We start from the raw sequence: 14,084 nt of genomic DNA on the forward strand, positions 1-14,084 counted from the left end.
CTGTCGGCCGATTGGCGCATGAAAAACGGCACCTCGCGAAGGTGCCGTTTTTGGTTTGAAATGTTAAGCTATTGGCCATTAGGAGGCAGGATCTTTGCCGTCGATCCATGGGCCTTCCAGCTTCTGATGGTCTGGATCGTTGATGGTCGAACCTTTGTCGCCAGCTTTCCAGCCAGGGACATGCTCAGGCTTGCCACGTTCCTTGGAGACTTTCTCCCACTTCTTCGACCAGGAACCGTCTGCTTCGCTGATCGTCATCGTTTCGTCGTCGAAGCGATAAACTTTGCCTTCGCGATAGCTGCGTGCACCAAGGTTCACCAACACGATTGCCGCGGCGCCGAGATCTGGTGGGTTGTTACACGACTGCGGCTCGTTGTTCTCGATCGCAGCGATCCAGTTCTCGAAGTGTGCCTTCGTCTGATCTTTCGGTGCTTCCTGGGAAGCCTTCATCACCTGACGTTCGTACGGCAGAACGGTTGGGCTGATGTGCGTGACTTGAGGTCGTTCCGGAACGAACGTGAATTCGCCGGAGCTATCTGGTCGATCGAACAGAATCGAACCGTCGTGTCCACGAACCAGTTGTTCAACTGGGGTTTCCGAGGCAGCCATCGTCGCGGTGACGAGACCTTGGCAGCCTTCGTTAAATTCGGCCACAACGGTCGCAACGTCTGGCACTTCGCGGCCGTCATATTCGAGGTAAAGACCACCGCTGCCGGTGATGCGAGCTGGGTAACGTAGCCCGGTTGCCTTCATCATCTGCGTGGTTCGGTGGACGAACAAGTCGGTGAACATCCCGCTACCGAATTCCCAGAAACGTCGCCACTGAGCAAACACGGCACGATCGAATGGCTGATCTTCGGCCAAACCTTCTTCCACACCCAGAAATCGCTTCCAATCGATCGTCTTAGGCGACATGTCTTTCGACAACTTGTAATAGCGCCACTGGCCGAGGTCGGAGTTACGGAAGTATTCAGTCTGATACATCAGGACTTTGCCGAGCAGACCTTCGTCGATCTTTTCTCGTGCTGCATCCCAAATCGGGAGGCTGGTCCCTTGAACGCCGACCTGCATGACTTTGCCGCTGTCTTTCCAGACGCGGACCAGTTCGATCGCTTCTTCGACCTGCTTGACCATCGGCTTTTCGCAATAGACATGCATGTCGCCTTGCAGGGCTTCGATGGCTTGAATGGCATGCCAGTGGTCTGGCGTACCGATGCTGACAGCGTCGAGGTTTTCCTTGGCGTACATGTCGCGGAAGTCGACGTAGCGAGCAACTTTGCCGCCGTTTTCTTTTTCGATATAGTCGGCGGCGCGATTGCGGTTGTGCTCGTAGACATCGCAAACGGCGACCAATTCGATGTTGGCCCCTTCCTTCGCGATCTTCGAGAGGCTCTTAACGTGGGCACCGAAACCACGTCCACCGACACCGACGAAACCGATACGGAGCTTCGAGTTGGCGTCGGCAGCTTGCGACTTCTGGGCCTGCATGGCAAGCGAAGTCGCCGCAACGCCGGCGGCGGATGATTTCAAAAAAGTTCGACGCGATGCATCGGAAGCGCTCATGAGCGAAGGTCTCCATCGATGGTTAGGCAGGATAATTTGTAGATTCTGGCGAGACTAGTCGCACGTTCTATCAAACCAAGAGCGACCGCGAAAAACAATATCCCATTTGCGCAATAGTCTCTCACTTACCCCTCGATAGGAATAATTTCGTGCTGTGAAGCACTCGCCTAGAATCGCTTCGATTTGGCCAAGAAAAGTTTGATTTCGGCGAATACCCATTCGAGCCCAGCGATTTATCGCGGGAATACGTCTTCCAGACGAAGCGAAACTTCACATGTGTTGAGACGTAACTACCCAATTGGAGCGATAGAATCGACTTCGCGGCGTTTTGCGTCTTATCCTGTTTCTGAAACGGAGGTGGAAGTCATGTCTCGTCTTGTTGCGTTTGCTTTTCTGTTCTCGTTAACGTGCTGTTTCGTTCAGCCGACCGTCTACGGCCAAGATGCCGCCGGCGATACGCCGATGGTGGAAGCAGCCGCCGCCCCGGAAGCTGGCACTCCGCAAGCAACCGAAGAGGAAGCCCCTAAGGAGCAACTAGCCGAACCAGAGGAAGTCAACGAACCCAAAGGAGAACTTCCAACCCACTTGGAAGACATCGCCAAAAGTGTTGACGATTCCGAAACGGCTAAGGAGACCAGTGCAGGCATTTTAACGCCCATTTACCTGGTCGCCGAAGCGTTGGAATTCCCTGCGTTTCATTGGCTGGCGTTCGCATTGATGCTCTCCGGTGTGATCGGTTTTGCCCTGCAGTTGGTCATCGGAAAACTGGTCGTCGTGGCCCATCTCGGCTTCAGCATTCGCGAGATCCTGTCGGACGTGCTCAGTTTTGTGATCAGCCTGGTCGGTCTCGTACTGACGACGCAAGCTGCGGCTCAAAACTCGACGTTCACACAAAGTCCGTTCGCGGTTCTTTCGGCCAGCGTTGTCGGCTTGATCTTGGGTATCCTGCTTTACTTCTGGGGACAAGCCCAGGAAGTGGATGCGGTCCGTGGACGCCGTGCTGCCGCGGCCGAGCAGAAGGCGAAAGAGAAAGCTTAATCTTTCCCATGCTATCAGATGCCCTGTACAAGCATCGAGAACTTTTTTGTGCGGCCGATTTTCCCTGACAATCGGCCGCATTTTGCTTATCACATGCCCCAGTCATTGCTAGAATGAGGGGGCATCGGGTGGCACTCGTTCCCCCGCAATTGTGCTCACAAATTGTCTCTTCTCCAACAAGGCGGAACCATGTTTCGCATCGTGCATGCGTTAGCGATTTCGGTCCTGATGGCGACCTGCGGCGGGCAAGCCTTTGCTGCGGAAAACGATCTCGCTACGAACACGTCAGAGCCGACGATGCATGCCATGGCCGCGCGGATCGATGCCCTCGTTCAGCAGCGGCTCGATCAGGAAAATGTTCCTGCCGCTCCGCTGGCCTCCGATGGCGAATTCATTCGTCGCATCTATTTGGATCTTGCGGGAACCATTCCGACCGTCGCCCAAACGCGGGCCTACCTCGCCGACGATTCGCCGAACAAGCGCGAGAACTTGATCTCGCAGCTCTTAAGTTCGCCAGCCTATCCCAGCCACATGGCGAACACCTGGCGTGCACTCGTTCTCGAAGCCACCGACGACCCGCAAAGCCTGCAGAACGAACAAGGGCTTCAACAATGGCTACGTGGTAAGTTCCGCCAAAATGTTCGCTACGACCGACTCGTGGAAGAGTTCCTTACAGCTACGCAAGGAAGTGACGGCCCTGGTTATTTCTACGCGGCGCAAGAACTCAAGCCTGAGATGCTCGCGTCGGAAACTTCGCGAATCTTTCTGGGTTTACAGCTCGAATGTGCTCAGTGTCACGACCATCCTTTCGATCGCTGGAAACAGCACGACTTCTGGGGCCTGGCCGCATTCTTCGCTCAACTGGAACGTCCTGCGAATGACAACATTGTGGGACTCGGGCGTTTCGACATTGTCGATCGAAACGTCGGTGAAGTGACCATCCCGGAAACGGAAGAAGTGGTACCGCCAGCATTCCCCGGGACCGATGTTAGCTACGCATCGTTTGGCGGGACGCGTCGGCAGCAGTTGGCGATCTGGATGGTTTCGCGCGACAACCCTTACATGCCTCGGCGTGCAGTGAACTGGGCTTGGGCCCACATGATGGGGCGCGGCTTGGTTTCCCCTGCCGATGACATGTCGCCGCAAAATCCTGCAAGCCATCCAGAACTACTCGACGAACTGACGACCTACTTCATCCAAACCGGTTTTGACCTCCGGCAGTTGCTGCAAACGATCGCACTGACGGACACTTATGCTCGCAGCAGCGAAGCCGTTTCCGATTCAGAAGCGCCGCCGGAGCTGTTTGCTCGGATGGCAGTAAAGTCGCTTACCCCGGAACAGCTTTACGATGCCCTGTTGAAAGTAGGACTGCTTCGCGGCGGCAATGGCCCCCAGGTAAACCTCGGCGGACGAAACGTATTTGTCGCGCGCATGCGAACCGCGAGCAAAGACCGCACAAGCTTCGACACGGGCATGCCTCAGGCCTTGGCGGTCATGAATGGTCCGCCGGTTTCGACAGCGACGTCGCCAGAAACGAGCGGGCTACTGCAAGCGGTCTCGGCCCCGTTTCTTTCGGATGATCAGCGACTGAATGTCCTTTTCCTGGCCGCTTATAGTCGAACGCCGAACGAGGCGGAATTGGCTCGCTATAAACAGTTTCTCTCGCAGAGTTCACCGTCCGACCAATCGGCAGCTCTGGGAGATATCTTGTGGGTCTTGGCCAATAGTGCCGAGTTCATGCTGAATCACTAACGAGAGTTTCGATGAACTACCTATCGAATTCGCGACGACGTTTCCTGCAAACGACTGCCGGCCTAATGGGGGCAGCCAGCTGCTCGTGGCTTCCACAGTTGGCTGCAGCGGCGGCTCCCAACCCCGAGCGAAAGCGAAGCTGCATCTTGCTCTGGATGGCTGGCGGCCCGACACAGACCGATACCTTCGACATGAAGCCAGGACATGCCAACGGAGGAGAATTCAAAGAGGCCGAAACGAGTGTTCCAGGACTTCGCTTCAGCGAACATTTCACCGGCCTCGGCCAGCATGCCGATCAATTGGCCATCTTGCGAGGCATGAGTACTCGCGAAGGAGACCACCTTCGCGGAACCTACTTGATGCACACCGGCCAACGCCCCGGCGGTCCATTGAACTATCCGGCCATCGGAGCTTCGCTTGCCAAAGCGCTCAAAGACTATTCGTCCATACTGCCCAGCTACGTCGCGGTAAATCCCAGCGGGCTACTGAACGGTGCGGCGCTCGGTTCTGGATTCCTCGGTCCTCGTTATGCTGCGGCCACCGTAGGTACGCGCGGAACACCGCGGCCTGAGGACGCCGAAGCGATGGCCGACTTAGGGGTCGACTTTCTTTCGCTTCCCCCTGGCATCGATCAGCAACGCCACGACGCGCGACTTGCCTTGTGGCAAGAACAGCAAAATCAATTTATCGTCAGTCACCCCTCTGGCGCTGCCGAGGCGCAAGCAACCATCTTCCAATCGGCCGTCAAACTAATGCACCCCGAAGCGGCTTCGGCGTTCGATCTTTCCAAGGAATCGATGAAGACTCGCGAGTCGTACGGCCGCGGCACGTTTGGCCAAGGCTGCCTAATTGCTCGTCGCCTGGTAGAGCGTGGCGTACCATTCGTCGAAGTCACGCTGGGTGGCAACGGACTCGGCTGGGACACCCACCAAGGCAACTTCCCTGCCGTCGAGCGACTCTCCAAGGAACTCGACCAAGGCTGGAGCACACTGCTGACCGAGCTGAAAGAACGAGGCCTACTGGAAACCACCACGATCTGCTGGATGGGGGAATTCGGTCGAACGCCGAACATCAACAACAATGCCGGACGAGACCACTTTCCAGACGCATGGACGTGTGTACTCTCAGGGGGTGGAATCGCCGGAGGTCAGGCCTACGGCAAGACCAATGAGGGAGGCACCGAAGTCACCGATGGCAAGACGGAGGTGCAGGATCTCCTAGCGACGCTATGCCAGGCCGTCGGCGTCGATCCCGCGACAGAGCACTATTCGCCGCAAGCTCGTCCGATCAAAATCTCGGAAGGCAATCCTATCGATCAGGTCTTGGCTTAAGATGCGTCCGCTCCCTGTTCTAACGCTGGCTCTCACCATCGCTGTTGTCGCACTTGGTTGCAACAACCGCGTCGCCAAGCAGTTGCCTCCGCCGCCACAAACACCTGCTTCGCCGCCGGCCCATCCTGCCGACTCGATTACGCTGGACGGCCATGCCACGATCGAAGCAGGCATACCATTCGACTTAGACCCAATCGTCAAGCCGCAGCGTCTTTTGGTCTTCACGACGCAGGGACCGATTCGTGTGGATGTGCGACTTTGGATCGACAACGAACCGTTCGATCAGGCACTCGAGAAACTAGTCGACCATGTCGTTGAACTTGCCGATGCCGACCAAGATGGACGAGCCACGTGGGAAGAGTTAGCCGATCAACCGCAACTGAGAAGCGGCCAGTTTGGCAATCTTTCGTTCGAAGATCCTCGCCAGCGACGGCAAAACATCGACCGCTACGACACCAATCGAAACGGCTGGGTCGATCGATCCGAGGTGCCTCGGCTGGTGAGTCGTAGCCGGGCCAAGACCGAAGCATTCTCTGTTCGCCGGACGTCTTATGCCGCGGATCGAAGCCGGAACGATTCGCCACTGCGGCAGCTGCTCGACGAAAACAGCAACGGCGTCATTGAAGATTCCGAAATCGCATCCGCCGCTGAAAAGATTCGCTCGAGAGATCTCGACGATGACGAAATCGTCACGCCCATGGAACTTCAAATAACCTCCGGGCAATCGATGAACGACATGAACCGTCGCGGAGATCGACGCCGCTTCTTTGGCGGTCAGGCCATGTTCACGCTGGACGATTCCACTCCTTGGGGCGATCTGCACTATGCCATGCAAGAGAACTACGAGCGGGGCGGGACGCTTCGTCTAGATCGATTTCCGAAGAACAATCTTCTGCATCGAGTCGATGCCAATGGTGACGGAAAACTCAGTCGTGAAGAACTACCGGAAATTGGCAAGCAGCCCCCGCAGTACGATCTTACGCTTCGCTTCGGAAAACGACCTGAGCAACAGCCACGGATCGCGCTGCGGCGCAGCTTCGGCATCGACGACACCCCATTGGCCGATGGACAAGAGGTCGCTTTAAATCTGGGTGCTGATTGGCTCATTTTCCGAATGCGGGACAGTGTCGACTCAGAACTCATTACGCAGCAAGCGGAAAACATCTTGCAACTTTACGACGGCAATCAAGATGGCTATCTCGAAGAGGACGAACTTCCGGAGAACAGCATCGGAGTCAGTTTTCAAGTCGCCGATACGGATGGCGATGAGAAGCTATACAGTGAAGAATTAGAAACGGCCCTGCTACAGAGAAACTGGTTTCAGCGTTGTCATATCCGTCTGCAAGGAATCGATGGCGACGATCCCTTGTTTCGTATGGTCGATCCCAATCGCGACACCAAACTTTCCGCACGCGAACTTCGTGGGTTCGGTGACCGCTTAGCCTCGCTCGATCGGAATCAATCTTCGACCATCGAATTCGACGAGATTCCTTCGCTGTTAGTATTCGAGTTCTTCCGTGGCGACCAGGACGATTCGCCCCTTCGTGCGGTACCCTATGTCGAGCCAACCGCCGACCCTTCTGCCACGGCGGCAAATATCCCTCCGTGGTTTTCCGGAATGGACTATAACGGCGACGGCGACATCAGTCCCCGCGAGTTCCTCGGCACGCCGCAGCAGTTCGCAGAACTGGATGCCGACAGCGATGGCTTTCTGACGGCAAGCGAAGCCAATTCGTCGGAGGAGTAACCTCCACACTTCTTTGCAGAACCCCCTCTAACCAACTATTCCCTCTGCTGGTTTTATTAACGTTATGTAAATATATCCGCTCAAAAGATGGAGGGGCTTTCTTTGGGGGGCGATTTTTCTGAAGATTGAGCGATGGTCCAACGTGCGTTTTTTCCCGGGAATTTGGCTTATTCTCCTTTCGTTTGGCCTAGCTATGGCGAGCTTTCTTAAGTGTTAGCATATTGTTAACGCGAAATTCGCTCCCATTTACAATCCTGGCGTCGTCGCCCTCTCCCACAACTTGATTGCCCGCTTTCGGAAGGATTTGATCCGATGTTGCGCCAACGTGTTTCCATGCTTGCATTTATGCTGGCCGTCCTGTTTCCTGGCATGCTCTTCGCCCAGCTTCAAGTCGATCCGAAGCTGCCTGTTTACGAGCGTGTCTCAGGCGTGTCCGGCACCATCAAAAGCATCGGTTCCGACACGATGAACAACATGATGACGCTATGGGCCGAGGGCTTTCAGGAGATTTATCCGAACGTTCAGATCGAGATCGAAGGGAAAGGCTCCTCTACCGCTCCGCCGGCATTAATCCAAGGAACAGCCACATTCGGTCCCATGAGTCGCCCAATGAAGGCGAACGAGATCGACGACTTCGAGAAGCGATACGGCTATAAGCCAACCGAGATCGGAACCAGCATCGACATGCTGGCCGTCTACGTAAACAAGGACAATCCGATTGAAGGACTCTCGCTTCCGCAAGTCGACGCCATCTTTTCGACCAACCGTAAAGGGGGAGCCGAGAAAGACATTAGCCGCTGGGGCGAGCTTGGATTGTCAGGCTCATTCGCTCAGTCGCCGATCAGTTTGTATGGGCGCAATTCAGCGTCAGGCACCTATGCTTTCTTTAAAGAGAATGCCCTTTACGGCGGCGACTATAAGCCAACCGTCAAAGAACAGCCTGGCAGTTCTTCGGTAGTGCAAGGGGTCGCGACCGATAAGTTCGGCATCGGCTACAGCGGTATTGGCTATAAGACTTCCGACGTACGAGCACTCCCTCTTTCCCTGGAAGGGGAAGACTACGTCGAGCCAACCGCTGAAAACGCTGACGACTATCCACTCTCGCGTTTCCTTTACGTCAGCGTGAACTATCGCCCGGGCAGCGAGCTAGATCCGCTTCGACGTGAGTTTTTGAAATACATCTATAGCCAACAAGGACAGAAAGCGGTCGTGAAGGATGGCTACCTGCCGATTCCTGCCGTGATTGCTGAAGCTCAACTCGCTAAAGTGGGCATCACCAAGTAGCCTCCCACTTGCCACATGGCCCCAATACCAAACGCCGAATATCGGCAAGCTGGGAACGGGGCTATTTCTGTCGCTTCCCTTTCCCGCCATCCTCCTTCACCGCTGGCTCCCAACAAGCACTTCCAATATCCATGAGTGGCATCCAGCCAAGATTTACCGGTAGAAAACGCAAGCTGAAGACGCACTGGAGCGTCCGGCTTTCGGACGTTCTATCGGAAGGCGTGATCACCATCGGTGGAATTGGAACGATCGTCGCCGTTTGCCTGGTCGCGTTGGTCTTGGTAATGGAAGTGATTCCTCTTTTTCGCAGTGCCTCGGTCACTCCGCTCGGCATTCGCGAAACGCCATGGGACACAGACGCCATCGTTCACTTTGAGCTGAACGAATATCAAACGATGGGCTGGCTACTGACCTCCGACGGCACGCTTCAGGTCATTCGGCTTACGTCCCCTTCTTCCGAAACGAATGCAACTCAGTCGTCAATGGCTGCCGCGTTTGAAGTCGTTCAAGAGACCAAGCTGATTGAAGAAGGCCAAATCACCGCTATCTCAACTGCCACCGGCGAGACAGACCTGATCATCGGCCTGGCAGACGGAACGATACGGCTGGCCGACGTTTCGCTGAAGACAACGTTTGTCGATCCGATTGAAATTAAAGACTGGCTGGTCGAGCAATCGGGCACTGCTTCCGCTACTCAACTTTCTCGCCCAGGCGATACGGCCGTCTACCGCGATGGGGTCGTCCAACTAACGCCCCAAGGACAATATCGGGCCCAAAACGTCCAATGGACCCTCAGCGATCCGATCGAAGTTTCCGAGTCGGCAATTCGGCTGATCGATCACGTCCCGCAAGGGAACAATCGCTCGGGACTTAGCAGCCAATCAACGACTTTTGTCGCATTGACCGAGGATGAGCAGCTTAAGCTGGGAACTGTCAGTGAGAAAAAGAGCCTACTCACCGGCACCGCAAAACTACAAACCAAGCTGTACGACTTGCCAGCTTCCGGCGCCGGCGTTCCGCATTTCGTCTTGATGGAAGGGCTGGGCAACAATTTCTATGCCATCGACAAAGATGGCTTGCTCGCTAGGTACGATATCCGCGACAAGAACAACCTGCTTGTTGCCGAAACGGTCGATCTCGTTCCTGATTCGGAAGCTACGGTCACCGTATGCGATTGGATCTTAGGACGCGAAACCCTTTTCGTCGGCGATAGCAACGGTAACTGCTCTGGCTGGTTTCAGATCCGGCTTGCCGACCGCAAAGACAATGCCTTTGCAGACCGTAGCAGCACCGACGGCTTTGCCTTGGTGCGTGCCCATCAATTCGGCCCAGGCCCCGGCCCGGTCTCTGCCTTTGGAGCTTCCTCCCGAAGTCGCATGTTTCTGGTTGGCTACGAGACCGGGGCGTGCTCGCTCTTTCATATGACCACCGAAAAGCATGTCACCGATATCGAGATGCCCGAAGCGGACTCAATTGATATCGCTCAGATTTCACCACGCGACGACGGCTTGTTTATTGAATCGAACGGCGAGATCTATCACTACGCACTTTCGCCAGGCTTTCCTGACATCACCCTGGCGTCGCTCTTTCTGCCGGTCTGGTACGAAGGCTACGCCGAACCACTGAACATGTGGCAAAGCTCTTCCTCCCGCATCGAGGACGAACTCAAGTTTTCGCTTTATCCGCTTGTCTCCGGCACGTTCAAAGCAACGTTTTACTCCATGCTTTTTGGTGCTCCTCTGGCATTGTTGGCAGCCATTTACACGAGCGAATTCAGCACGCGACGCACCCGCATGATGGTCAAACCAACGGTCGAAATGATGGCCAGCCTGCCGAGTGTTGTACTTGGTTTTCTGGCTGCGTTGGTGTTTGCTCCGGTAGTCGAGAAAGTCGTTCCGGCCTGCCTGGCATCGGTGTTTACCGTTCCCATGACGATCTTGCTCGGAGCGTTTCTCTGGCAAACGCTTCCTCGTGCGGTCACGCTACGAATTCAACCGTTTCGGCTATGGTTCCTATCGCCGGTGCTGCTACTGGGTATTTACTTCGCCTACCTACTTGGACCATTCGTTGAGCAGTGGTTGTTCCTCGGCAACATCAAGTTTTGGCTCGTCCATCCCGAGCAAGGATCTGGCGTCGGTGGTTGGCTGCTCATTTTAATTCCAACTTGCGCTCTGTTGCTTTTCGCGTTAGACGCCTATGGGTTCAATTCGATCTGGCGAGGTCAAGTCGCTCGATCACCGAGATTTACGTTCGCAGTGCTAAGCCTGGTGAAGTTCGTGTTGATGGTCATTTGCACGCTGCTCTTCGCCTATGGACTGGGCAGTCTTCTCGATTTGATCGGATGGGACCCGCGCGGGACCTACATTGGTGAATACGATCAACGCAACTCGTTGATCGTTGGATTTGTCATGGGGTTCGCCGTGATTCCAATCATCTACACGATCGCCGACGACGCCCTTTCGACAGTTCCGGCTCACCTGCGATCAGCTTCTCTTGGCTGTGGGGCGACCCATTGGCAGACGGCCGTTCGCGTTGTGATTCCGACGGCGATGAGCGGACTGTTTTCGGCATTGATGATTGGGCTCGGGCGTGTTGCTGGGGAAACGATGATCGTACTCATGGCTGGCGGCAACACGCCGATCGAAGATTGGAACATCTTCAACGGCTTCCGTACGCTCAGCACGAACATTGCCATTGAATTGCCCGAAGCCGTCCAAGGCAGCTCGCACTATCGCGTCCTGTTCCTTTCCGCCCTGGTTCTATTTCTGCTTACCTTTTTGATCAACACGGTGGCAGAAGTGGTTCGTCTTTACTTCAGGAGACGGGCATACCAGCTATGAGCGGATCTTCTGACAACGCGAAAAGCAACGTAAAGAAGTACCAGCGAACCGTTCGGCCAGGGCTGACGGTACTTGCCCAGGGCGAGCCAATGATCTGGCTTTCCGGCGGCGCATTGGCACTCGCGCTGTTGATGATCTTTGGCCTGTTGGCATTGATTCTCTATCAAGGAATGGCCAGCTTTTGGCCTGGCCGTTTGTATCGCGTGACGTTGCAGGACGGCACCGTCTTGATGGGTGAGTTGACCGACGAGGAAGACTACCAACAAAGTAGCTCTGCCACGACCGACACGGAAGAAACCGACTCGCCGCTACAACATCGCTGGCAATATCGGACCGATAATTTTGAATTCAAGGGATCGCAAAGCGGCACGTATCAGTGGGTCACCGAAGAGCAACTTGCCGATCCACCACCCACGATGCCCGAGTGGGCGATGCTCTTCGAGCGAACGAAGCTTGGCCGCTTCATCGGTACCCCTCAGCGGTTTATCATTTCCAATCCGCGACCGATCTCATCCGATGAGGACGACTTATCGGCGATCGAACAGTTCTACGAAAACAATAAAAGCCGTCTTCAAATTCCCGCAGATGCCGACGATCAAGATCAAGCTCAATGGGCAGCGACACTCGAATCGCTTAACCAGGAAATCGAAACCGTCCGAGCAAAGCTAAAAACCCTTCAATCCGAGAACTCACAAAGCTTCATTAAGCAAAACTTTAGCGCCAATCGAAACCTGCATGGCTTATTGACTAGCGGCGAAACTCTTCCGATTTCAGACATTCCCGCCGATGGCAATCTTGTGTCCATCGAAGAAATCACCGAAGGAGCACCCGACACTTACGCCGCGTACCAGAAGCATCATGCCGACGCTCGCGAGCGCGTTCGAGCCGCCGATCGCATCGCGGAATATGAAGTGGGCGAAAGTAGTCTTCGACAGGAAAAAGCACGCCTTCGACTACGTTCGCAAGAGTTACAGCACGATGTATTCATCGAAAGCCTGGCCAATGAAATTTACAACTTGAAGCTTGAGCTCAATGCGATCCAAGAGGAGAAGCAACGAGACGCACGCGTGGTAGAAAGAGCCTCACGCGTGCTAGGCAAAGACTCCGCAATGGCGAAAGTTGGGCCAGAGATGGTGGCGGCATTGAATGCCGATCGCACCGCAAAAGAGAACACAATCGAGAACCGCCTGAACGAGATCGCACAGCTTCTTGACGAGGTTCCTAACTCGGCACGCGAAGCCGTTTATCAGTTTGTGGAAGTTCGCTTTGAAGTCGACAATGAGATTTCCGCCATCCAGGAGCGTATCCACGAGATTGAAGAACGTAACGATCGTGTTAGCCTGTTCGCCACGACGGCGCAAGATATCGAAACCGAATTGAAGCTGGGTGAGATCGTCCGAGCGTTTCCTTCAAATCAACTGGACTGGCTGGGGCGATTGAAGGTTTACCTTTCGCGTTGGGGCGAATTCCTGTTGGCCGATCCACGAGAGGCAAACTCGGAAGGTGGCGTCTTTCCCGCGATCTGGGGAACAGTGGCGATGACGATGATCATGTCACTGATCGTGGTCCCCTTCGGCGTACTCGCCGCGTTGTATCTGCGTGAATATGCCAAGAGTGGCCCAATCGTCAGTATCATTCGGATCAGTATTAACAACCTGGCCGGCGTTCCAAGTATCGTCTTCGGTGTGTTTGGCTATGGCTTCCTGATCCTTGTTGTAGGGGCGTATATCGATGGCGGCCCACGCAATGCCAACCTGCCAACGATTCCTCCGTTTTGGTGGTGGCTCACCGCGGCCGGCTTAGCGTTGGTCGCCTTCTGTGCATTCATTACGACCTCGTATTCGCTTGGCAGTCGAAAGATTCTCACGCGGATGCGGACACCTCACTTAGGCATCATCAGCTTACTGCTGTGGATCGGAACGACGATCGCATTTTTCATTCTCGTCGCTTTTACGCCTAGCTTTCACGGCTTTTACCAGGCCAGCTTGCCGAACCCGACGTTTGGCAAAGGCGGTCTGCTTTGGGCAAGCCTGACGTTGGCCCTGCTGACTCTTCCTGTCGTTATTGTCGCCACCGAAGAAGCCCTTGCTGCGGTGCCCAATTCACTACGTGAAGGTTCCTATGGATGCGGAGCCAGCAAGTGGCAAACGATTCGTCGTATCGTGCTTCCCCATGCACTTCCTGGCATCATGACCGGCATGATTCTCGCCATGGCCCGTGGTGCCGGAGAAGTCGCGCCGCTGATGCTTGTCGGGGTTCTCAAGTTAGCCCCAGAACTGCCAATAGATACGACGGCGCCTTTTGTCCATTTAGATCGCAGCTTTATGCATCTTGGCTTTCACATCTTCGACTTGGGTTTCCAAAGCCCCAACAGCGAAGCTGCCAAGCCGATGGTGTTTACGACAACACTGCTGTTAATCACCGTGATTGCGACGCTAAACATTTTTGCCATTTGGCTTCGTGCTCGCCTAAGAAAACGTTTCCAATCAGGCCAATTTTGATGCCGTTCAATTGCCAGATCGCACAAGC

At 55.0% G+C, this 14,084-nt stretch carries 8 protein-coding genes; 7 read left to right on the forward strand and 1 reads right to left on the reverse strand.

The features are described from left to right. Positions 1-78: 78 nt before the first annotated feature. Positions 79-1,563, reverse strand: a complete 1,485-nt coding sequence (locus LA756_RS14990) for a Gfo/Idh/MocA family oxidoreductase (protein ID WP_224435529.1) — start codon at positions 1,561-1,563, stop codon at positions 79-81. A 366-nt stretch (positions 1,564-1,929) separates the two neighbouring features. On the opposite strand from LA756_RS14990, the gene LA756_RS14995 reads away from it, so the two are divergent. The 7 genes from LA756_RS14995 (at position 1,930) to LA756_RS15025 (ending at position 14,056) form a co-directional block, all read left to right on the forward strand. Beyond that, the gene (locus tag LA756_RS14995) at positions 1,930-2,601 is read left to right on the forward strand and encodes a hypothetical protein (RefSeq protein WP_224435530.1); all 672 of its coding nucleotides are present in this window, start codon (positions 1,930-1,932) and stop codon (positions 2,599-2,601) included. A 189-nt stretch (positions 2,602-2,790) separates the two neighbouring features. Next, positions 2,791-4,353 (forward strand): DUF1549 and DUF1553 domain-containing protein, encoded by a 1,563-nt coding sequence (locus tag LA756_RS15000; protein WP_224435531.1) that lies wholly within the window; start codon positions 2,791-2,793, stop codon positions 4,351-4,353. Between the two features lie 11 nt (positions 4,354-4,364). After that, positions 4,365-5,684: a DUF1501 domain-containing protein gene (locus LA756_RS15005; protein WP_224435532.1), complete on the forward strand. Its 1,320-nt coding sequence runs from the start codon at positions 4,365-4,367 to the stop codon at positions 5,682-5,684. Between the two features lies 1 nt (position 5,685). Then, positions 5,686-7,431, forward strand: a complete 1,746-nt coding sequence (locus LA756_RS15010; protein ID WP_224435533.1) for a hypothetical protein — start codon at positions 5,686-5,688, stop codon at positions 7,429-7,431. A 312-nt stretch (positions 7,432-7,743) separates the two neighbouring features. Continuing rightward, a complete protein-coding gene (locus LA756_RS15015) occupies positions 7,744-8,715 on the forward strand; it encodes a PstS family phosphate ABC transporter substrate-binding protein (protein WP_224435534.1) in 972 nt (323 codons plus the stop codon). Between the two features lie 131 nt (positions 8,716-8,846). Further along, positions 8,847-11,555, forward strand: coding sequence for an ABC transporter permease subunit (locus LA756_RS15020; RefSeq protein ID WP_224435535.1), 2,709 nt, complete (start codon positions 8,847-8,849; stop codon positions 11,553-11,555). Further along, complete coding sequence (locus tag LA756_RS15025; RefSeq protein WP_224435536.1) at positions 11,552-14,056, forward strand: phosphate ABC transporter permease PstA; 2,505 nt, start codon at positions 11,552-11,554, stop codon at positions 14,054-14,056. Before LA756_RS15020 ends, LA756_RS15025 begins: the two co-directional genes overlap by 4 nt. The last annotated feature ends 28 nt before the right edge of the window (positions 14,057-14,084 follow it).

It is taken from the genome of Bremerella sp. TYQ1 (assembly GCF_020150455.1).
GTDB lineage: Bacteria > Planctomycetota > Planctomycetia > Pirellulales > Pirellulaceae > Bremerella > Bremerella volcania_A.